Here is a 20,471-nt window from a genome sequence, read left to right as displayed (position 1 = left end):
CGTCCACCGCCCAGCCCTCGCTGGACGACAGCAGTCGACTCACCGCACCGTGCGCCTCACCCGCGTGGTCGTCGAATGCATCCGCGAGCTCACGCAACGAGTCGGCCATCTCGCGGTAGTCGTCCTCGTCCACGTTCGGCCAGTTGATGCCTGCGAAGTCGAGAAGCGTATCCACCCATTCGGGCAGGACGTAGCCCATCCCCGTATTCCCTTCCCCCGTACGCCAGTTACAGCTTCGCGCCTGCGTACCCAACAACACTTGTGCGAATCTGCACCGTAACCGACGGGACTGACTGCTCCTCAGGGGCCAGCCGTCGGCACCGCGAATATGGCGTGATCACGGCCCCTGAAGGCCACGGCATCGGATTTGCCTAGTCAGCTCTGGACGCGGCCATAAAATGCTCACGTCTAGGTCACGTGCCGGAACCGCCCCCGGTACTCCGTAGGCGTCGTGTTGAGTCTGCGGCGGAACGCCCGGATCAGCGTGTCCACCGTGCCGAAGCCGCAGGCCGTCGCCACGCGGTCCAGGGTGTCGTCCGTCAACTCCAGGCGCTGGCGCGCCACTTCGACCCGAGCGGACTCCACGTAGGAAGCGGGCGTCATGCCGAGTTCCGTCTTGAAGAGGCGGGTGAGCTGGCGTTCGCTGACGTGGGCCGCGGCCGCGAGGTCCGGGACCGTGAGGCGGCGGGCGAGGTTCTGGGTGACGTACGCGCGCAGCTCGTCCATGCGGCGCGTCGTCGAGCCGGGCTCCGTCGGGACGCTGAACTGGCTCTGGCCGCTGGGCCGTTTGAGGTACATGACGAGCTGCCGGGCCACCCGCAGCGCCGTCGCCTCGCCGAAGTCCTCCGCGACCAAGGCGAGGGAGAGGTCCAGGCAGGCCGTGATGCCCGCGCCCGTCCACACCTGGCCCTCGCGGATGAAGATCGGGTCCGCGTCGACCCGTACGGCCGGGTGGTCCGCGGCGAGCTGCTGGGCCGTCGACCAGTGCGTGGTGGCCCGCTTGCCGTCCAACAGGCCCGCCGCGGCGAGGAGATGGGCTCCCACGCAGACCGAGGCGATACGGCGGGACGCACCCGCCAGCTTCGCGACCCGGGCGACCACCTCCGAGTCCGCGACCGCCCGCACCCCGCCCGCCCCGTCCGGCTCCACCGAGCCCGGCACGAGCAGCGTGTCGATGGGCCGGCCCGTCACGTCGTCGTACGTCACGTCCGGCAGTACGCGCACTCCCGCCGAGGTCGTCACGGGGGCGAGGGACTCCGCGGCCAGCACGACCCGGTACCCCGCCGCGTCGCCCGCCTCGCGGCGCAGCAGCGCGAAGACCTCCGGCGGGCCCGTCACGTCGAGCAGGTCGACCCCGTCGAAAAGCATCACCACGATCAGCCGGTCCGCCACAGCCACTCCTCCTCGTACGTCGACACCCACCCCATGTCCGTATCTGCAAGTTACATGACATTGCCGCCATCGCCGCGCGTCCCTAGCGTGGACGCATGGCAACGACAACCCTGCGCGAACTCAGCGGCCTCGATCAGACCCCGGCCGTGCTCGGCGACGCGACGCTGATCCTCGTCGACTACCAGAACACCTACACCCGCGGCGCCCTCGAACTCACCGGCTGGCGCGAGGCGTTGGACAACGCGGCCGAGCTCCTCGCCCGCGCCCGCGCCGCCGGGTCGAAGATCGTGCACGTGATGCACGACGGCGGCGCAGGCACCCCGTACGACATCCGGGCCGAGATCGGGCAGATCCACGAGAAGGTCGCGCCCGTCGAGGGCGAGCCGGTCGTGGTGAAGGGCGCCCCCGACTCGTTCTTCGGCACCGACCTCGGCGAGCACGTCGACGCCGCCGGGAACAAGGACGTCGTGGTCGTCGGCTTCATGACCCACATGTGCGTCACGTTCACCTCGCAGGGCGCGTTCCTGCGCGGCAACCGCCCCACCGTCGTCGCCGACGCCTGCGCCACCCGCCCGCTCACGCACGGCGCGCGCGACGGCGAGGTCCCGGCCGAGCAGGTCCACCACAGCGCGCTCGGCACGGTCGCCGACCTGTACGGGGTCGTCGTGCCGTCGGCGGACCACCTGGGGTGACCCACCTGGGGTGAGTCGCCCGGTCGCCGGGGCCTAGGCTCCCTGGCATGACCCTCGACCTTCAGCAGCGCTGGGCCGCCGCCCTGCTCGCCGTGCGCGGCGAGGGCGGCGGCCCCGACCCGGCCCCGTACGCCGTGCACCTCGTCGAGCGGTGGGCCGAGCCGCAGCGGAAGTACCACACGCTCGCCCACCTCACTGCCGTCCTGGACCACATCGACACGCTCGCCGCGCACGCCGAGGACGCGGACGTCGTCCGGCTCGCCGCCTGGTTCCACGACGCGGTGTACCTGCCGGAGCGGTCCGAGAACGAGGAGCGCTCCGCCCGGCTCGCTGAACGCGCCCTGCCCGAGGCCGGGTTGGGCCCGGACGCGACCGCCGAAGTCGCCCGGCTCGTCCGCCTCACCGTCAGCCACGACCCCGCCGAGGGCGACCGCAACGGCGAGGTCCTGTGCGACGCCGACCTCGCGATCCTGGCCGCCGAGCCGGACGTTTACGCCACGTACGCGGCCGCCGTGCGCGAGGAGTACGCCTTCGTCCCGGACGAGGCGTTCCGCGACGGGCGCGCCGCCGTCCTGCGTCAACTCCTCGACCTGCCCCGGCTTTTCCGCACCCCGCACGGCCTCTCCGCGTGGGAGGAGCGGGCCCGCCGGAATCTCACTGTCGAGCTGGAGCTGCTCACGGCATGATCGGGGCATGACCCTGACCCCGCAGCACGACCCGCAGACCGCCTCCGCCCTCGTCACGCTGCACGAGGTCGCCCCGCCCGCCGCGGCCAACCTCGCGCTCGGCGGCGACGGCGGCTTCGACTGGATCGAGGGCGGCCCCGAGGAGGGCACCCGCATCGGCGCGGGCCTCGTCGCCAAGGCCGAGGGCGAGGGCACGTACGTACCGGGCTGGGGCGTGTACGTCATCGCGCGCGCCGCCGACGGGCTCGCGGTCGGCGCGATGGGCTTCCACACCGCGCCCGTCGACGGCCGCGTCGAGATCGGCTACGACCTGGTCAGCACCGCCCGCGGCCACGGCTACGCGACCGCGGCCCTGCGCTCCCTCACCGCCTGGGCCCTCGCCCAGGCCGGCGTGACGACGGTGTACGCCCGCACCGAACCCGACAACACGCCCTCCCAGCGCGTACTGCAACGGGCCGGGTTCCGCCTGACCGGCCGGACGGACACGGAGTGCACGTACGAGCTCAGCGGATGAACGTTGCATCACGGGATGGCCTCGGGCGCTCCGCAGGGGAATAGGGCCCCGCTCGGTCACTGTTCGCAACGGATATGCCCGACCCTGTGACGCCCGACCCCGCCCCTTCCCTCGCCGCTTCGGAGAAGCCCTCCGGCAAGACGCGCATGCCCATCGCCGTGCACACGCTCGGCCTCGCCGTCTTCGCGCTCGGCACCAGCGAGTTCATGCTCTCCGGGCTGCTCCCGGAGATCGCCCGCGACATGGACGTCTCCATTCCGAGCGCCGGGCTCCTGATATCCGCCTTCGCCATCGGCATGGTCGTCGGCGCGCCCGTCCTCGCCGCCGCCACGCTGCGGCTGCCCCGGCGCACCACCCTGATCTCCCTGATCACCGTGTTCGGCCTGGGCCAGGTCGCGGGCGCGCTCGCCCCCACGTACGAGGTCCTCTTCGCCTCCCGGGTCGTGAGCGCCCTCGCCTGCGCCGGGTTCTGGGCGGTCGGCGCGGGCGTCGCCATCGCCATGGTGGACAAGAGCGCGCGGGCCCGCGCCATGGCCGTGATGATCGGCGGGCTCTCCATCGCCAACGTCCTCGGCGTGCCCGCGGGCGCGTTCCTCGGCGAGCACTTCGGCTGGCGGTCGGCGTTCTGGGCGGTCGGCGCGGCCTCCGCGATCGCGCTCGTCGGCGTCGCCACGCTCATCCCGCGCATCCCGGTGCCGGCCGTGAAGCCGCAGCTCCGGCGCGAGCTGGTGATCTACCGGGACCCGCAGGTGTGGGTGCAGATCGCGCTCATCACGCTCGCGGGCGGCGGTGTGTTCTGCGCGTTCAGCTACCTCGCGCCGCTGCTCACGGACGTCTCGGGCCTGGACTCCGGCTGGGTGCCCACGGTCCTCGCGCTCTTCGGGATCGGCGCGCTCGTGGGTACGACGATCGGCGGGCGGATCGCGGACGCGCACCTCTTCGGCGTGCTGTTCAGCGGCATCGTCGCGTCGACGGTGTTCCTGGTGGTCCTCGGCCTGTTCGCGTCCCTCGCGGCGGTCGCGGTGGCCGTGGCCTTCCTCGTCGGCTTCTCCGCGTTCTACACGGCCCCGGCGCTCAACGCCCGCATGTTCAACGTCGCCGGCGCCGCCCCGACCCTCGCCGGCGCCACCGCCACGGCCGCCTTCAACCTGGGCAACACCAGCGGCCCCTGGCTCGGCGGCCTCGTCATCGACGCGGGCCTCGGCTACACGTCCCCGGCCTGGGCGGGCGCGGGGATGACGGTGCTCGGCCTTGCCGCGGTGGGGCTGGCGCTGCGGATGCAGAAGGGGCGCTCGGTGACGGTCGCCACCGGCGGTCCCTCGGCTGAGCCTGCTAGCGAGCGCTCCGCTTCCTCCGCCGCAGCCCCGCCTGCGTGAGCAGCCGTACGACCTCCCTGCTCGACACCTCCCGCGCACCGGCACGCACCGCATCCGCGTACCGGTGCGCGGGCACGTCGTAGTGGTCCCGCTCGAACGCCCGCCGCGGACAGCCCACCTTCTCGGCGAACGCGTGCAACTCGTCGTACGACACATCGCTGATCATGTGCGACCAGAGGCGGCCGTGGCCCGGCCAGGTCGGCGGGTCGATGTAGACGGTCACCGGGCCCACCCCGCGTGCCGGCCGCGACCGCTGCGGCGGCTCACCGGGCGACCGAACCGAGCGACCCGACCGCCGCGACGACTATCCCGGCCTTGCCGCAGACCCAGTGCGGGTCCGTGCCCAACTCCGGCTCCACGTCCAGCGCGTGCGGGTCGCCGGAGCCGCAGGCGGGGCAGAGCGGCCAGCGGCCGTACTTCTCCAGGAGCGCGTCCTGCACGTCCTGTGCCACCAGGCCGGCCACGAACTCCGCGCCCTCCGGCCACTGCTCGACCCACCAGCGGCGGTGCGACACGGCGTCCTCGACGAGCGACACGACGTCGGCCTCGGCCACGTCTCCCGCCACGAGGTCGGCCAGAACGAGCGCGCGCGCCGCGTGCAGCGACTGCTCCAGGTGACTGGTGGGATCCGGGGCGTTCATGCGTCCATTGTGCGCCCACCGCCCCACCGGAAGTCGAGCCGGAACGGGTCCGCAGTTCACGGAAACCGCCTCTCACCACGCGCTCCGCGCACCCGTCAAGCGAGCCCACACGCACGAGTGATCTTCTCCAACTGGGCTTCCGCTCCTACCAGTTGGCGACCGTACGCTCCACTCGAACGCCTTTGCTCCACCCTTCGAACGGAACCGCATGGTCACCTCCTCCCACGAGGCAATGCACCGCATCTTCCAGCACGATCCGGGGCTCTTCAGCCGTGTCTCGGAGTTCCTCGGGGCCGACATCCCGAGACCGGTCGGGGCGACGGCGCTCCCGACCGACCTCACCGAGGACAGCCCGGTCGAGCGCCGCGTCGACACCCTGCTGCGCTTCGACACCGCCGAGCAGGGCCCCTTCCTGCTCGCCGTGGAGGCCCAGGGCAAGAAGGCGCTGTCCGCAGCGCTGAAGGAAACCCCCGAGGACATCGCGAACCCGATCGCCGAATTCACCGCCCAGGGCCTGGGCAACCGCCCGGCCAAGCACGTCTGGAGGAACCTGGTGGCCGTGGACCTCTCCTTCTTCAAGTCGTACCTCGCAGAGGAAATCCGGGACGAAGGCCGGGCCGAGTTCCTGCTTCAGGTTCTGGAAGACCGCGATCTTGACGTACCCGACGACGTCCGCGAACGCATCACGTCCTGCCATGACCAGGATCTGCTCAGCCAGTGGCTGACCCGCGCCCTCACCGCGCAGCAGGCCTCGGACATCTTCGACGCCCAGGCGTAGGCAGTACGCAGGCGCAGCGAGCGGGCCGGCCCCTGAGGGGCCGGCCCGTTCTGCGTTCGGCCCGGGAGTCCCGCGCCCCGCGTGCCGTACGACCCTTGACGCCGCCCCTGCCGGAAAATATCTTTCAGAGCGTGAGCAATAACGTGAAGGAAATTTTCACCGGCGGCAGCAGCGGCGCCCCGCCCGCCCCCGCGGCCCTCGCCGCGAAGGTGCGCACCCTCGCGCCGTCCATGACCCGCTCCATGCAGCGCGTCGCCGAGGCCGTCGCCGGGGATCCGGCCGGGTGCGCGGCCCTGACGGTCACCGGGCTCGCCGAGCTCACCGGCACCAGCGAGGCCACCGTCGTGCGCACGGCCCGCCTCCTCGGCTACCCGGGCTACCGCGACCTGCGCCTCGCCCTCGCCGGCCTCGCCGCGCAGCAGCAGTCGGGCCGCGCCCCGGCCGTCACCGCGGACATCGCCGTCGACGACCCGATCGCGGACGTCGTCGCCAAGCTCGCGTACGACGAGCAGCAGACCCTCGTCGACACCGCCGCCGGGCTCGACACAGCGCAGCTCGGCGCCGCCGTCTCCGCGCTCGCCGCCGCCCGCCGTATCGACATCTACGGCGTCGGCGCCTCCTCGCTCGTCGCCCAGGACCTGGCGCAGAAGCTGCTCCGCATCGGCATGCTCGCGCACGCGATGGGCGACCCGCACCTGTCCGTGACCAACGCGGTGCTGCTCCGCTCCAAGGACGTGGCCGTGGCGATCACCCACTCCGGCTCCACCGGCGACGTCATAGAGCCGCTGCGCGTCGCCTTCGAGCACGGCGCCACCACCATCGCCATCACCGGCCGCCCGGACGGCCCGGTCACGCAGTACGCCGACCACGTCCTGACCACGTCCACCGCCCGCGAGAGCGAGCTCCGCCCCGCCGCGATGTCCTCGCGTACGTCCCAACTCCTCGTCGTGGACTGCCTGTTCGTCGGCGTGGCGCAGCGGACGTACGAGACCGCGGCCCCCGCCCTCGCCGCGTCCTACGAAGCGCTCGCCCACCGGCACAGCCCGCGCAGCCGATAGCCACGGCAAGTCCGAGGAAGCCACGGCAAGCCATAGCCGGCCGCGGCAAGCCCCGATCGAGAACCCCCCACCCGCCGCGCACGAGAGAGCCGCCGCCACCATGACTGCCACCACCCCCGACAACTACGGCGAGCTGCGCGCCGAGCTCGCCACGCTCACCACGGAGGCGTTCCGGCCCGAGCTGGCCGAGATCGACCGGCTGTCCACGCTCGACATCGCCCGCACGATGAACGGCGAGGACGCCTCCGTGCCGGCCGCGGTCGCCGAGCGGCTGCCCGAGATCGCCGCCGCCATCGACGCCACCGCCGAGCGCATGGCCCGCGGCGGCCGCCTGATCTACGCGGGCGCCGGCACCGCCGGACGGCTCGGCGTGCTCGACGCCAGCGAGTGCCCGCCCACCTTCAACACCGACCCGGGCGACGTGATCGGCCTGATCGCGGGCGGCCCGCCCGCCATGGTCACCGCCGTCGAGGGCGCCGAGGACTCCAAGGAGCTGGCCCGCGAGGACCTGCGGAAGCTCGGCCTGACCGCCGACGACACGGTGGTCGGCATCTCCGCGTCGGGCCGCACCCCGTACGCGATCGGCGCCGTCGAACACGCCCGCGCCGAAGGGGCCCTCACCATCGGCCTGTCCTGCAACGCGGACTCGGCCCTCGGGGCGGCCGCCGAGCACGGCGTCGAGGTCGTCGTCGGGCCCGAACTCCTCACCGGCTCCACCCGGTTGAAGGCGGGCACGGCCCAGAAGCTCGTCCTCAACATGCTGTCGACGATCACGATGATCCGGCTCGGCAAGACCTACGGGAACCTGATGGTCGACGTGCGCGCCTCCAACGACAAGCTGCAGGCCCGCTCCCGCCGCATCGTCGCCCTCGCCACGGACGCCCCGGACGAGGTCATCGAGTCCGCGCTCGCCGCGGCCGACGGCGAGGTGAAGACGGCGATCCTGATGGTCCTCGCCGACGTCGACGCCGCCACCGCCAACGACCTCCTGACCGGCTCCCGTGGCCACCTCCGGGCCGCCCTCACCGCCGCGACCTCCCCCGACACCACCACGACCTGAGCCCCGGCCCCACCGGCACCACCCTGCACCACCGTCACCCCGACGCCACCCGGCACCGCACCCCCGCACAGCAAGGCCCGTACATGAGCACCGACAACAAGAACCGCGCCACCGCCGCCGCGATCCTGCCCCTCGTCGGCGGCGCAGCCAACATCGACTCCATCGCGCACTGCATGACCCGCCTCCGGCTCGGCCTGCACGACCGCAGGCTCGTCCGGGACGAGGAGCTCGCGGCGCTGCCCGACGTGATGGGCGTCGTCGAGGACGAGACGTACCAGATCGTGCTCGGCCCCGGAAAGGTCGCACGGGTCACGCCGGAGTTCGAGCAGCTGGTGGCGGCGGAGCGGGCGGCCCTGTCCGACCGCCCCGTCGAGTCCTCCGCCCCGCAGGCCGCCCCCACTGCCGATGAACTCGCCGCCCAGGGCGCCGAGTTGAAGGCCGCACAGAAGGCCCGCAACCAGACCCCGGTCAAGCTGTTCCTGCGCCGCATCGCCAACATCTTCGTACCGCTGATCCCGGCCCTGATCGGCTGCGGCATCATCGCGGGCCTCAACGGACTCCTCACGAACCTCGGTTGGCTGCCGTCCGTCACCCCCGCCCTCGCCGCCATCGCCTCCGGCTTCATGGCGCTGATCGCGGTGTTCGTCGGCTTCAACACGGCCAAGGAGTTCGGCGGTACGCCGATCCTCGGCGGCGCGGTCGCGGCGATCATCGTCTTCCCCGGCGTCGCGGACATCGAGGCGTTCGGCCAGCAGCTCTCCCCGGGTCAGGGAGGCGTGCTCGGCGCGCTGGGCGCGGCGGTCCTCGCCACGTACGTCGAGAGGTGGTGCAGGAAGTGGGTGCCGGAGGCCGTGGACGTACTGGTCACGCCCACGCTCACCGTGCTGCTCTCCGGCCTGGTCACGATCTTCGGCCTGATGTTCGTCGCGGGCGAGGTGTCCACCGCGATCGGCACCGCCGCCAACTGGCTCCTCGACAACACCGGCGCGTTCGCGGGCCTGGTCCTCGGCGGACTGTTCCTGCCGCTCGTGATGCTCGGCCTGCACCAGGCCCTCATCCCCATCCACACCACGCTCATCGAGCAGCAGGGCTACACGGTCCTGCTCCCCATCCTCGCCATGGCCGGCGCGGGCCAGGTCGGCTGCGCCATCGCCGTCTTCAAGCGCCTCAAGCACAACCACTCGATCCGTACGACGATCCGGTCCGCGCTCCCCGCAGGCTTCCTGGGCGTCGGCGAACCCCTGATCTACGGCGTCTCGCTCCCCCTCGGCCGCCCGTTCGTCACGGCCTGCGTGGGCGGCGCGGCGGGCGGCGCGTTCGTCGGGTTCTTCTCGATGATCGGCGACAAGGTCGGCTCCACGGCCATCGGCCCGTCCGGCTGGGCCCTCTTCCCCCTCCTCGACGGCGACAAAGGCCTCGGCGCGACCATCGCGATCTACGCGGGCGGCCTCGTGGTCGGGTACGTCGTGGGCTTCTTCGCGACGTACTTCTTCGGGTTCAGCAAGCAGATGCTGGCCGACCTGAACGCGACCGGCCAGGACACGGCTGCGGGCGAGCCCCGGACGGGCGGCGCGGCAGAGCCCTCCGGCGGCGCCCCCACCAAGGAACCCGCGGGCGTCTGACCTTCCCCCTCATGTCTCGCAACGGCAACGACGGCATCGGGAAACCGGAACCACTGAAACACGGCTTCCAGGGCTACTGGTCCCGCCGCATCACCGACGAGCACCGCCTCGTCAAGGTGGTCGAGGACGAGATCCGCATCGCCGCTTGCCGCTACCACTACGAGCGCTGAGCACGCCGCGCCTCCCCCTGCAACGCCCGAGGGCGGCACTCCCCACTGGGGAGTGCCGCCCTCGGTCAGGACAGGTTGATCAACCAGAGGTCGATCAGAAGTCCATGTCACCGCCCGGCATGCCGCCCGGAGCGGCCGCGCCGGCCTTCTCCGGCTTGTCCGCGATGACGGCCTCGGTGGTGAGGAACAGCGCGGCGATGGAGGACGCGTTCTGCAGGGCAGAGCGGGTCACCTTCGCCGGGTCGATGATGCCCTCGGCGATCATGTCGACGTACTCACCCGTCGCGGCGTTCAGGCCGTGGCCGACGGTCAGGTTGCGCACCTTCTCGACGACGACGCCACCCTCGAGACCACCGTTGACGGCGATCTGCTTGAGCGGGGCCTCCAGGGCGAGCTTCACGGCGTTGGCGCCGGTCGCCTCGTCACCGTCGAGCTCCAGCTTCTCGAAGACCGCGGAGGCCTGCAGCAGGGCGACGCCACCGCCGGCGACGATGCCCTCCTCGACGGCCGCCTTCGCGTTGCGAACGGCGTCCTCGATGCGGTGCTTGCGCTCCTTGAGCTCGACCTCGGTCGCGGCGCCGGCCTTGATGACGGCCACGCCGCCGGCCAGCTTCGCGAGGCGCTCCTGGAGCTTCTCGCGGTCGTAGTCGGAGTCCGACTGCTCGATCTCGGCGCGGATCTGGTTCACGCGGCCGTTGACCTGGTCGCTGTCGCCGGCACCGTCGACGATGGTGGTCTCGTCCTTGGTGATGACGACCTTGCGGGCGCGGCCGAGCAGGTCGACGGTGGCGTTCTCCAGCTTGAGGCCGACCTCCTCGGAGATCACCTCGCCGCCGGTGAGGATCGCGATGTCGTTCAGCATCGCCTTGCGGCGGTCACCGAAGCCCGGGGCCTTGACGGCGACGGACTTGAAGGTGCCCTTGATCTTGTTGACGACCAGGGTCGACAGGGCCTCGCCCTCGACGTCCTCGGCGATGATCAGCAGCGGCTTGCCGGACTGCATGACCTTCTCGAGGAGCGGGATCAGGTCCTTGACGGAGCCGATCTTCGAGTTGGCGATGAGGATGTACGGGTCGTCGAGGACGGCCTCCATACGCTCCATGTCGGTGGCGAAGTACGCCGAGATGTAGCCCTTGTCGAAGCGCATACCCTCGGTGAGCTCCAGCTCCAGACCGAAGGTCTGGGACTCCTCGACGGTGATGACGCCTTCCTTGCCGACCTTGTCCATCGCCTCGGCGATGAGCTCGCCGATCTGCGAGTCGGCGGCGGAGATGGAGGCGGTGGAGGCGATCTGCTCCTTGGTCTCGACCTCCTTGGCCTGGTCGAGCAGGGCGGCGGAGACGGCCTCGACGGCCTTCTCGATACCGCGCTTCAGGGCCATCGGGTTGGCACCGGCGGCCACGTTGCGCAGGCCCTCGCGGACCAGCGCCTGGGCGAGGACGGTCGCGGTCGTCGTGCCGTCACCGGCGACGTCGTCCGTCTTCTTCGCGACCTCCTTGACCAGCTCGGCGCCGATCTTCTCGTACGGGTCCTCGAGCTCGATCTCCTTGGCGATGGACACACCATCGTTGGTGATCGTGGGGGCGCCCCACTTCTTCTCGAGGACGACGTTGCGACCCTTGGGGCCCAGGGTCACCTTGACGGCGTCGGCGAGCTGGTTCATGCCGCGCTCGAGGCCGCGCCGTGCCTCCTCGTCGAACGCGATGATCTTGGCCATGTGAAGTGGTCCTCCCGGACAGGGGGTGGAAACGCAAACGGACCGTGCTGGTGCCCGCGACGGACGGCCTGCGAGCCTTGTGGTTCCTTGCCCCACCCGGCTCCCGGACCTCACCGACCCGATCCAAGTTCTGTCACTCTCACCTTCAGAGTGCTAACGCCAATGATTAGCACTCGCCCCCTACGAGTGCAAGCGCCTCCCAGGATCCGGCGGCACCCCTCAGCCAGGACCCCGTGCGTACGCGCACGCACGAGGGGTCCGCATCCCTGTTGGGATGCGGACCCCTCGGCGTGAGTGCGTCGGTGGCCGATCGCGCCTGGATCAGACGGCGAGCTTGACCATGTCCGCCTGCGGACCCTTCTGGCCCTGCGAGATCTCGAACTCCACTCGCTGACCTTCTTCAAGGGTGCGGTAGCCGTCCATCTGAATCGCGCTGTAGTGGACGAAAACATCCGCACCACCGTCGACCGCGATGAAGCCGTACCCCTTCTCCGCGTTGAACCACTTGACGGTGCCCTGAGCCATGCCTAACTCCCCTATTACTGGCCCTTGCACAGATCCGCACTTCGCGGATCCGGGTCAGACCTCACCCCCCGACAGGTGGGGGCGTGCGCCGGAACGCGTCGACCGCCGCTGAATGTATCTGCCCAACTGCCGTCTGCAACAGGTCAATTCGACGAGAAATCTGGGCGCGGCCGAGCGGCTGAACGGGGAGGATTCGCCGGATCACAGAACAAGTCGGACCGGGCGAAAGGAACAAAGCGTGCGAATTACGGGAGCTCTTCGGCCGCAAGTCGGCGGCGAATCCGGGAGTTCTCATATGCGCCGGGCAAGCGCGGCGCTCAAAAGCGGAACAGCATTCCCAACTCTATCGCGGCCAACCATGCAGAATTGCCCCCTCCGCTTCCGGCGGAGAGGGCAATTCTGCATGGTTCCTGCGTAAAGGGTCGCGGTCAGCAACCGCCGGCGACGGCCGGGATGATCGAGACGCCCGCGCCGTCCGGGGTGGCGGTCTCCAGACCCTGCTCGAAGCGGACGTCGTCGTCGTTCACGTACACGTTCACGAAGCGGCGCAGCTTGCCCTGGTCGTCCAGGACGCGCGCGGCGATGCCCGCGTGGTTCTTCTCCAGGTCGGCGATGACCTCGGAGAGGGTCGCACCCTCGGCGGCGACCTCGGACTGACCGCCGGTGTAGGTACGCAGGATGGTGGGGATGCGGACGTTGACGCTCATGAACTCTCACCTCTGAAGTAACGGTTGTGGGGCGCCCCTCCAGGGGCGCGGGGAACTGCGCGACCAGCCACAGACGGCCGGCAGCCGGCCGCGGACATCAAGCCCTACGGCGACTAGCCTGCAAGACCCGCCTCACGGAACGCGTCAAGCGAAGGCTTGATGGTCGCCGTGGCCTGCGAAGTCTCAGCGACAGCGTCGAGCGTCTTGAGCCCGTCACCCGTGTTGAGCACCACGGTGGTCAGGGACGGGTCCAGCGCACCGGACTCGATCAGCTTGCGCGTGACGCCCACCGTCACACCGCCCGCAGTCTCCGCGAAGATGCCCTCCGTACGCGCGAGCAGCTTGATCGCGTCGACGACCTGCTCGTCGTTGACGTCCTCCACCGCGCCGCCGGTGCGCCGGGCGATGTCCAGGACGTACGGGCCGTCGGCCGGGTTGCCGATCGCGAGGGACTTGGCGATGGTGTTCGGCTTCTGCGGGCGGACCACGTCGTGGCCGTTCTTGAAGGCCGTGGAGACCGGCGAGCAGCCCTCGGCCTGGGCGCCGAAGATCTTGTACGGCTTGTCCTCGACGAGGCCGAGCTTGATCAGCTCCTGCAGGCCCTTGTCGATCTTCGTGAGCTGGGAGCCGGAGGCGATCGGGATGACCAGCTGGTCGGGCAGCTGCCAGCCGAGCTGCTCGCAGATCTCGTACGCGAGCGTCTTGGAGCCCTCGCCGTAGTACGGCCGCAAGTTCACGTTGACGAAGCCCCAGCCCTCGCCGAGCGGGTCGCCGATGAGCTCGGAGCAGAAGCGGTTGACGTCGTCGTAGTTGCCCTCGATGCCGACGAGCTCGCCGCCGTAGACCGCGGCCATGACGACCTTGCCCTGCTCCAGGTCGTGCGGGATGAACACGCAGGAGCGGAAGCCGGCGCGGGCGGCCGCAGCGCCGACGGCGCCGGCGAGGTTGCCCGTGGAGGAGCAGGAGAGCGTGGTGAAGCCGAAGGCGCGGGCCGCTTCGAGGGCCTGGGCGACGACGCGGTCCTTGAAGGAGTGCGTCGGGTTGCCGGAGTCGTCCTTAATGAACAGGCCGCCGGTGACGCCGAGTTCACGGGCCAGGTTGTCGGCCTTGACGAGCTTGGTCCAGCCGGGGTTGAGGTTCGGCTTGGTCGCCACGTCGGCGGGGACGGGCAGCAGCGGTGCGTACCGCCAGATGTTGTCCGGGCCGGCCTCGATCTGCTTACGCAGGGCCTCCGGGTCACCGAGCGGCAGGTCGTACGCGACTTCGAGGGGGCCGAAACAGAGCTCGCAGGCGAAGATCGGGCCGAGGGGGAAGCGCTCACCGCACTCGCGGCAGGAGAGGCCCGACGCGGGGCCGAGGTCCACGGAGGTGGTGGTGGCTTCGGTGGTGTTAACAGCCATGAGAGGCGAGGCCCTTTCTCCTCATCTTCCTCGCGACGCACTTCGCCACGAGACGGATTTGGCACCTTCCCTAGCCGGGAGCCTCGCGATGGACAGTTGCGGTGTCCTACGAGACCGGCTGGAGGGTTGCCGGGGCTTCAACGGGCCGTATCCCTCTGCCCCTCTGGATGAGCGGTATTCGGTTGTCGGCGAGGCACCCCCGGCATGCGGTGGCCCCTCGCGTTGTTCAAGACTGTAACTGACGGCCCTCACTGTTGAGATAGTCGTCCGAACCGCGAGATGGATCACAGACCGAGGAGAGACCGACGTGCTCGAAGAGGTGGAGCGCTGGCTGAAGAGGCGCTCCTGGTCCGTGGCCGACCGCCCGCTGGAGCGGATCCTCGCCGCGAAGGCGCGCTCCGGCAGCAAGGTCAGCGTGGTGCTGCCCGCGCTGAACGAGGAGGCGACGGTCGGCGCGATCGTGTCGGTGATCCGCCGCGAGCTGATGACTCCCGAGGTCCCGCTGGTCGACGAGCTGGTGGTGATCGACTCGGGCTCCACGGACCGTACGTCCGAGGTGGCGGCGGCGGCCGGGGCTCGGGTGGTGCACCGGGACGCGATACTTCCGCGGCTGCCCGCGGTGCCCGGCAAGGGCGAGGTGCTGTGGCGGTCGCTGCTCGTGACCGGCGGTGACGTGGTGTGCTTCGTCGACGCCGACCTCAGGGAGTTCTCGGCGGACTTCGTCACCGGGATCGTCGGCCCGCTCCTGACCGACCCCGAGGTGCAGTTCGTGAAGGCGATGTACGACCGGCCGCTCGGCGAGACGGCCGGGCAGGGCGGCCGGGTCACGGAGCTGGTGGCGCGGCCGCTGCTCAATCTGCACTGGCCCCAACTGGCCGGATTCGTCCAGCCGTTGGGCGGTGAGTACGCGGCCAGGCGCTCGCTCCTGGAGCAGCTGCCGTTCCCCGTCGGGTACGGGGTGGAGCTCGGGCTGCTCGTGGACTCGCTGCACACCGTGGGCCTGGACGCGCTCGCGCAGGTCGACGTCGGGGTGCGCCTGCACCGACACCAGGACGGCCGAGCGCTCGGGCGGATGGCGGCGGCGATCTACCGCACGGCGCAGCTGCGGCTCGCGCGCGGACATCTCGTACGGCCGCGGCTCACCCAGTTCGAGCGGGGCGAGGAGGGCTTCGAGCCGCGTACGCACGAGGTGGACACGGAGGAGCGGCCGCCGATGGCGGAGGTCGAGGAGTACCGGGACCGCCGCGTGGCGTGAGCGGGGGCAATCTCGCGTACGCCCGCCTCTTCCGGGGCGGCAACGACGGCACGTACGAGTTCGGCCGCAACCAGATCAAGCGCTGCGACACCGCGGGCGTCGCCACCAGGAGGCGCCCGAGCCGCCGCGGTACGTGCCGCACATCGGCATCGCCAACACCTCCTTCGGGGTACGGCCGGGCCCGCACGGGTCCGGCCGTACGTTTGCCCGCGGACGGCTCGGGCTAGGTTCGCGTCATGGCCACCGAGCGCTCCGCAGCCCCGATCCTCGTCGCCTCCAACCGCGGCCCGGTCAGCTACTCCGTACGGCAGGACGGGGGCCTCGACGCACGGCGCGGCGGCGGCGGACTCGTCTCCGGGCTCTCCGCGATCGGGCCCGAGGCCGGTGCCCTGTGGGTGTGCGCGGCGCTCGGCGAGGGCGACCGGGAGGCGGTGCGGCGCGGAATCGTAGGGGCGGGGCCGAAGGCCCCTCTGAACAGTGGCGGTGGCGGGCGACGGGCGGGCGAACCGGGCGTGCGGATGCTCGACATCGACGCCGAGGTGCACGCCGACGCGTACAACGGGATCGCCAACTCGGTGCTCTGGTTCGTGCACCACATGCTGTACCAGACGCCCCTGGAACCCTCCTTCGACCGGGAGTTCCGGCGCCAGTGGGCCGCGTACGAGCAGTACAACCGGGCCTTCGCCGAGGCCCTCGCCGCCGAGGCCGCGCCCGGCGCCGCGGTGCTCGTGCAGGACTACCACCTGGCCCTCGTCCCCGGCATGCTGCGCGCGCTCCGCGACGACCTGCGCATCGGGCACTTCTCGCACACCCCGTGGGCGCCCGTCGACTACTTCCGGATGCTGCCCGACGACATCGCCGAGCAGCTCCTGCAGGGCATGCTCGGCGCGGACCGGCTCGCCTTCCTGACCCGCCGCTGGGCCGACGCGTTCACCACCTGCTGCGACGCGCTCGTCGGCGGCGTCGGCGCCACCCGGGTCGGCGTGCACGGCCTCGGCGCGGACGCGGAGTTCCTGCGCGAGCGAGCGCACCGCGCCGACGTGGCCGAGCGGATCGCGGCGCTGCGCGAGCAGATCGGGGGCGCGGGCCGGAAGACGGTGGTGCGCGTCGACCGCACCGAGCTGTCCAAGAACATCGTGCGCGGACTGCGCGCGTACGAGCTGCTGCTCGCCGAGCGGCCCGAGTGGCGCGAGCGCGTCGTGCACCTCGCGTTCGCCTACCCCTCGCGCCAGGACCTGGCCGTCTACCGCGACTACACGGCCGAGGTGTCCCGCGTCGCCGAGGAGATCAACTCCCGCTACAGGACGCCCGGTTGGACCCCGGTGATCCTGCATGTCGAGGACGACTTCGCGCGCTCGCTCGCCGCGTACCGGCTCGCGGACGTGGCCCTCGTCAACCCGATCAGGGACGGCATGAACCTGGTCGCCAAGGAGGTCCCGGTCGTCTCCGACGAAGGCTGCGCGCTCGTCCTGTCCCGCGAGGCCGGAGCCTTCGAGGAGCTCGGCGCGGACGCGCTCGCGGTCAATCCGTACGACGTGGTGGGGACCGCTGCCGCGCTGCACGAGGGGTTGACGATGCCGGAGAAGGAACGGCGCGCCCGCACGGAGCGGCTGGCCGCGGCGGGAACGGCGCTGCCGCCGGGACGGTGGTTCCTGGAGCAGTTGGCTGCGCTGGGGTAGGGGGCTGAGGTAGCGGGGCTGGGGCAGGGCGGGGCTGGGGTTCAGCTCGGGTTGAGTGCCTCGGCCAGTTGTGTGAGGAGGTGGACCACTCCCTGCGGGCCGTCCACGACCAGGTCCGCGCGGTCCGTCAGCTCCTCGACCTCCGTGCTGCCGCTGCACACCAGGACCCCCGGCACCCCGTCCGAGCGCAGCTTCTCCACGGCCGCGTACGCAGGCAGGTCGCCCAGGTCGTCGCCCGCGTACAGGACGGACTCCGCGCCCACCTCGCGCGCGTACGCCGCCAGGGCCAGGCCCTTGTCCATGCCGGGCGGGCGCAGCTCGATCACATAGCGGCCGGGCTCGGTGATCAGGCCGTGCCGGGCGGCCAGTTCGGCGAGCGGGCCGCGGAGCGCGTCGAAGGCGGCCTGCGGGTCGTCGGCGCGGCGCGTGTGCACGGCGACGGCGCGGCCCTTCTCCTCCAGCCAGGTGCCCTGCCAGAGGCCCAACGCGTCCAGGAATCCGGGGAGTTCGGCCCGTGCGCCGGCCACGCCCGGGGGCGGTTCGGGGGCCTGCACCGTGCCGGTCACCGCGTCCCAGCGCTCCGCGCCGTAGTGCCCGAGCACGACCAGGTGCTCCAGGCCCGCGACGCCCGCGAACCCGCCGTACCGCACGGCGACCCCGGCGGGCCGGCCCGTCACCACGGCGACGGAGGCGAGCCTCGGGGCGAGGGCGGCGAGCGCGGGCACGGCGTCGGGGTGGGCTCTGGCCTGCTCCGGGTCGGCGACGATCTCGGCGAGCGTGCCGTCGAAGTCGAGGGCGACCAGCGCGCGGGAGGGGCGGGCGCGGAGCGCGGCGAGGCCTTCCCGCCCGGCGGGGGTCACGGGGACCGGGAGGTCGTCGGCGGGGGTGCGGGTACCCATGGGCCGAGCCTATCCATCTGCTTGGGTGCCGCACCGTCGACTCGGGCACCGTCGAATCTCCCCTCCCCGCCCCTTCCCGAAAGTCCTGGCGGACGGCTTCGGGGGCTGCGCCCCCGGACCCTGCTGTCTTTCGGCTGCGGCGCCATCGTGGCTGGTCGCGCAGTTCCCCGCGCCCCTATCGGGGGCAAATCCAGCCCCTTCGGCGTTTGAGATGGGGGTCCCCCTGCTCGAGCGCAGCCGAGAGCTTGGGGGAGGGGTCCGGGGCGGAGCCCCGAAGCTGCCGCAGCCACGCGGCGGCAGCCGCATATCAGGCACAGCCGGGAAGGGGCGGGGAGGGGAAGAAGAAAGCGCAGCGCGCGCCGTCAGCGGCGGGCGCGGCGGGACTCGCGGATGCGGCGGAGGCGGTTGATCGTGACCGGGTCGTGGGCGAGGGCCAGGGGATCGTCGAGGAGGGCGTTCAGGACCTGGTAGTAGCGGGCCGGGGATATGCCGAGCTGCTCACGTATCGCACGCTCCTTCACCCCACGCGAAGCCCACCCCTTCCGCTCCAGCGCAAGCACCGCCCGATCCCGCTCGGACAACTCCAAGCTGTCAGCGCTCGGCTCGGGACCGCGCTCGCGCTCGGGCTCGGGGCCGGGGCCGGGGCCGGGGCCGGGATCGGGCTGGTCGGGTGCGGCGGGGCTCATGAAGAAACCGTAAGCGCGTACGCCGACACCGCCACCCCCACCGTCGCCCTCACCGCGACAGCCACTACTCCGCCGACTCCGCCGCGACCGCCTCGTTCTGCAGCCGCTGCAGAATCGCCGCCGGGTCGCCGTCACGCTCCACGGCCTTGCCGATCCGCTGCTTGACGGCCGCGCTGACCTGCGCCCAGGACGTCTTGCCCACCGGGTACAGCTCCGAGTTCGGCAGCTCCTCCAGGAACTCCCGCAGGTGCTTGTACTTCGGGTCCTCGGCCATCGCGTCGGAGGCGGACGAGGTGACGGGCAGGATGTCGTAGCGGTCGGAGAACTCCAGGACGTTCTCGTCGGCGTAGACGAAGTCGAGGAACTTGCCGATCTCCGCCTTGTGGCCGTGCTGCTTGAAGCCCATCATCCAGTCGGCGACGCCCATGGTGGCCTTGGCCTTGCCGTTGACGCCGGGCAGCGGGACCATCCCGTACTCGACGCCCTTCTTCGCGGCCTGCTTCATCAGCGTCGGGTGGCCGTTGAGCATGCCGACCTCGCCGCGCGAGAACGCGTTGAAGGCGTCCTGCCGGTCGAGTTCGCCAGGCGCGGTCGGGCCGGTGAGGCCCTCGCCGACGAGGTCGTCGCGCAGCCACTTGAACGTCTTGATGTTCGCCTCGGAGTCGAGGGTATACGTGCCGACGTTGTCGGTGTAGCCGTCGCCGCCGCTGAGCAGCCACATCAGCGTCTCCGCGGGCGCCTCCTCCCGGCCGAGGGGCAGCGCGAACGGGTACTTCACGCCCGCCGCCTTCAACTTCCGTGCGTCCGCGGCGAGTTCGGTCCAGCTCTGCGGGGCGCCGGTGACGCCGGCCTGCGCGAAGAGGTCCTTGTTGTAGAAGAGCAGCCGCGTCGAGGACGCGAAGGGCATCCCGTACTGCACCCGCCTCAGCTCGCCCGCCTGCGAGAGCGCGGGCAGGAAGTCGGCCTGTACGGGGATGGAGAGCAGGTCGTCGGCGCTGTAGAGCTTGCCCTGCGCGGCGTAGTCGGCGTACGCCCCGATCTGCGCGATGTCGGGGGCGTCGCCCTTCTTCACCATGGCCGCGACGGCGGCGTCCACCTCGCTCCAGGAACGGACGTCGACGTCGACCTCGATGCCGGGGTTCTTCTTCTCGAACGCGGCAGTTACCTCGTCCCAGTACTTCTGGGTGCTGTTGGCCGGGCTGTCGCCGTAGTCGGCGGCGACCATCTTCAGGGTGACGGTGTCGTCGGAGGCGACGCTCGCGCCGCAGCCGGCGAGCGTCGCCGTCATGCCGAGTGCGGCCAGCGCCGCCGTCAGACCTGTCAGACCAGTCATGCGCCGCTGCACGCCGATTCCCACCCTTGCCGTTCTGTTCCGTCGTCTCTGCTTCCGGCGTCGCCGTACGTGATCGTTTCCGGGGATTTCCCCGGCGTTCGCCCGTAAGGTCTACACCACACAAGGTCTACACCACTCAGGTCTCGCTTCGGCAACGGCGCCCACCGGCCACCGTTGCCGCGCAGGCCGGAGGGCTGCTATGCACGTCACGTTCTGCCGAGTACGTTCCGCACGTTCTGCCGAGTACGTTCCGCACGTTCTGCCGAATACGTTCCGACCGC

22 protein-coding genes, 1 pseudogene and 1 riboswitch are annotated in these 20,471 nt (G+C 71.2%); of the genes and pseudogenes, 12 read left to right on the top strand and 11 right to left on the bottom strand.

What is annotated here, in order from left to right; genetic code table 11:
• Both QIS96_RS35635 and QIS96_RS35630 read right to left on the bottom strand, forming a co-directional pair.
• Positions 1 to 199, bottom strand: a 199-nt coding sequence (locus QIS96_RS35635; protein ID WP_282547005.1) for a hypothetical protein, incomplete at its 3' end; no start/stop codon positions are given.
• A 209-nt stretch (positions 200 to 408) separates the two neighbouring features.
• On the bottom strand, positions 409 to 1,368 hold the full coding sequence (locus QIS96_RS35630) for a GlxA family transcriptional regulator (RefSeq protein WP_408907315.1): 960 nt from the start codon (positions 1,366 to 1,368) through the stop codon (positions 409 to 411).
• Between the two features lie 119 nt (positions 1,369 to 1,487).
• Here QIS96_RS35630 and QIS96_RS35625 point away from each other — a divergent pair, with 119 nt between their 5' ends.
• The 4 genes from QIS96_RS35625 (at position 1,488) to QIS96_RS35610 (ending at position 4,660) form a co-directional block, all read left to right on the top strand.
• Entirely contained in the window at positions 1,488 to 2,084 is a 597-nt protein-coding gene (locus QIS96_RS35625) for a cysteine hydrolase family protein (protein ID WP_282547003.1), read from the top strand.
• A 47-nt stretch (positions 2,085 to 2,131) separates the two neighbouring features.
• Complete coding sequence (locus QIS96_RS35620) at positions 2,132 to 2,770, top strand: HD domain-containing protein (protein ID WP_282547002.1); 639 nt, start codon at positions 2,132 to 2,134, stop codon at positions 2,768 to 2,770.
• Positions 2,771 to 2,777: 7 nt separating this feature from the next.
• Complete coding sequence (locus QIS96_RS35615) at positions 2,778 to 3,284, top strand: GNAT family N-acetyltransferase (protein ID WP_282547001.1); 507 nt, start codon at positions 2,778 to 2,780, stop codon at positions 3,282 to 3,284.
• Between the two features lie 146 nt (positions 3,285 to 3,430).
• Positions 3,431 to 4,660: a Cmx/CmrA family chloramphenicol efflux MFS transporter gene (locus QIS96_RS35610; RefSeq protein ID WP_282547009.1), complete on the top strand. Its 1,230-nt coding sequence runs from the start codon at positions 3,431 to 3,433 to the stop codon at positions 4,658 to 4,660.
• On the opposite strand, the gene QIS96_RS35605 is transcribed toward QIS96_RS35610, so the two are convergent.
• A complete protein-coding gene (locus QIS96_RS35605) occupies positions 4,617 to 4,883 on the bottom strand; it encodes a DUF4031 domain-containing protein (protein ID WP_282547000.1) in 267 nt (88 codons plus the stop codon). The two genes, QIS96_RS35610 and QIS96_RS35605, sit on opposite strands and share 44 nt — an antisense overlap.
• A gap of 40 nt (positions 4,884 to 4,923) precedes the next feature.
• Positions 4,924 to 5,301 (bottom strand): hypothetical protein, encoded by a 378-nt coding sequence (locus tag QIS96_RS35600; RefSeq protein WP_282546999.1) that lies wholly within the window; start codon positions 5,299 to 5,301, stop codon positions 4,924 to 4,926.
• A gap of 208 nt (positions 5,302 to 5,509) precedes the next feature.
• Between QIS96_RS35600 and QIS96_RS35595 the strand changes: the two genes are divergently transcribed.
• The 5 genes and pseudogenes from QIS96_RS35595 to QIS96_RS35575 all read left to right on the top strand — a co-directional run.
• A complete protein-coding gene (locus tag QIS96_RS35595) occupies positions 5,510 to 6,079 on the top strand; it encodes a hypothetical protein (protein WP_282546998.1) in 570 nt (189 codons plus the stop codon).
• A 131-nt stretch (positions 6,080 to 6,210) separates the two neighbouring features.
• The gene (locus QIS96_RS35590) at positions 6,211 to 7,137 is read left to right on the top strand and encodes a MurR/RpiR family transcriptional regulator (RefSeq protein ID WP_282546997.1); all 927 of its coding nucleotides are present in this window, start codon (positions 6,211 to 6,213) and stop codon (positions 7,135 to 7,137) included.
• Positions 7,138 to 7,237: 100 nt separating this feature from the next.
• On the top strand, positions 7,238 to 8,197 hold the full coding sequence (gene murQ / locus QIS96_RS35585) for an N-acetylmuramic acid 6-phosphate etherase (protein ID WP_282546996.1): 960 nt from the start codon (positions 7,238 to 7,240) through the stop codon (positions 8,195 to 8,197).
• 83 nt (positions 8,198 to 8,280) lie between these two features.
• Positions 8,281 to 9,819 (top strand): PTS transporter subunit EIIC, encoded by a 1,539-nt coding sequence (locus QIS96_RS35580; RefSeq protein ID WP_282546995.1) that lies wholly within the window; start codon positions 8,281 to 8,283, stop codon positions 9,817 to 9,819.
• Between the two features lie 11 nt (positions 9,820 to 9,830).
• Positions 9,831 to 9,989, top strand: a pseudogene (locus QIS96_RS35575) (Txe/YoeB family addiction module toxin); the annotation flags it as partial.
• A gap of 94 nt (positions 9,990 to 10,083) precedes the next feature.
• On the opposite strand, the gene groL reads toward QIS96_RS35575, so the two are convergent.
• From groL to thrC, 4 genes are all read right to left on the bottom strand, one after another.
• The gene (gene groL / locus QIS96_RS35570) at positions 10,084 to 11,706 is read right to left on the bottom strand and encodes a chaperonin GroEL (RefSeq protein ID WP_282546994.1); all 1,623 of its coding nucleotides are present in this window, start codon (positions 11,704 to 11,706) and stop codon (positions 10,084 to 10,086) included.
• 321 nt (positions 11,707 to 12,027) lie between these two features.
• A complete protein-coding gene (locus QIS96_RS35565; protein WP_005315736.1) occupies positions 12,028 to 12,231 on the bottom strand; it encodes a cold-shock protein in 204 nt (67 codons plus the stop codon).
• A 428-nt stretch (positions 12,232 to 12,659) separates the two neighbouring features.
• Positions 12,660 to 12,938, bottom strand: a complete 279-nt coding sequence (locus QIS96_RS35560) for a MoaD/ThiS family protein (protein ID WP_282546993.1) — start codon at positions 12,936 to 12,938, stop codon at positions 12,660 to 12,662.
• 113 nt (positions 12,939 to 13,051) lie between these two features.
• Positions 13,052 to 14,338 (bottom strand): threonine synthase, encoded by a 1,287-nt coding sequence (gene thrC, locus QIS96_RS35555; protein WP_282546992.1) that lies wholly within the window; start codon positions 14,336 to 14,338, stop codon positions 13,052 to 13,054.
• An 18-nt stretch (positions 14,339 to 14,356) separates the two neighbouring features.
• Positions 14,357 to 14,512: riboswitch (SAM riboswitch) on the bottom strand.
• 133 nt (positions 14,513 to 14,645) lie between these two features.
• On the opposite strand from thrC, the gene QIS96_RS35550 reads away from it, so the two are divergent.
• From QIS96_RS35550 to QIS96_RS35540, 3 genes are read left to right on the top strand one after another with little or no spacing between them, the layout of a single operon-like run.
• The gene (locus QIS96_RS35550; RefSeq protein ID WP_282546991.1) at positions 14,646 to 15,593 is read left to right on the top strand and encodes a glucosyl-3-phosphoglycerate synthase; all 948 of its coding nucleotides are present in this window, start codon (positions 14,646 to 14,648) and stop codon (positions 15,591 to 15,593) included.
• The gene (locus QIS96_RS35545) at positions 15,590 to 15,820 is read left to right on the top strand and encodes a hypothetical protein (protein WP_282546990.1); all 231 of its coding nucleotides are present in this window, start codon (positions 15,590 to 15,592) and stop codon (positions 15,818 to 15,820) included. The genes QIS96_RS35550 and QIS96_RS35545 overlap by 4 nt, the downstream gene beginning before the upstream one ends.
• Before the next feature lie 9 nt (positions 15,821 to 15,829).
• Complete coding sequence (locus QIS96_RS35540) at positions 15,830 to 17,272, top strand: alpha,alpha-trehalose-phosphate synthase (UDP-forming) (protein WP_282546989.1); 1,443 nt, start codon at positions 15,830 to 15,832, stop codon at positions 17,270 to 17,272.
• A gap of 41 nt (positions 17,273 to 17,313) precedes the next feature.
• Here QIS96_RS35540 and otsB read toward each other — a convergent pair whose 3' ends face one another.
• From otsB to QIS96_RS35525, 3 genes are all read right to left on the bottom strand, one after another.
• Positions 17,314 to 18,171, bottom strand: a complete 858-nt coding sequence (otsB, locus tag QIS96_RS35535) for a trehalose-phosphatase (RefSeq protein ID WP_282546988.1) — start codon at positions 18,169 to 18,171, stop codon at positions 17,314 to 17,316.
• 362 nt (positions 18,172 to 18,533) lie between these two features.
• Entirely contained in the window at positions 18,534 to 18,857 is a 324-nt protein-coding gene (locus QIS96_RS35530) for a DUF3263 domain-containing protein (protein WP_282546987.1), read from the bottom strand.
• A gap of 64 nt (positions 18,858 to 18,921) precedes the next feature.
• Positions 18,922 to 20,190, bottom strand: a complete 1,269-nt coding sequence (locus QIS96_RS35525) for an ABC transporter substrate-binding protein (RefSeq protein ID WP_282546986.1) — start codon at positions 20,188 to 20,190, stop codon at positions 18,922 to 18,924.
• Positions 20,191 to 20,471: the final 281 nt, after the last annotated feature.

The sequence above is a fragment of the Streptomyces cavernicola genome, assembly GCF_029968035.1.
GTDB classification, from domain to species: Bacteria; Actinomycetota; Actinomycetes; order Streptomycetales; family Streptomycetaceae; genus Streptomyces; species Streptomyces cavernicola.
Note: the sequence above shows the minus strand (reverse complement) of the source record. Positions and strands in the feature narration are given on the sequence as shown.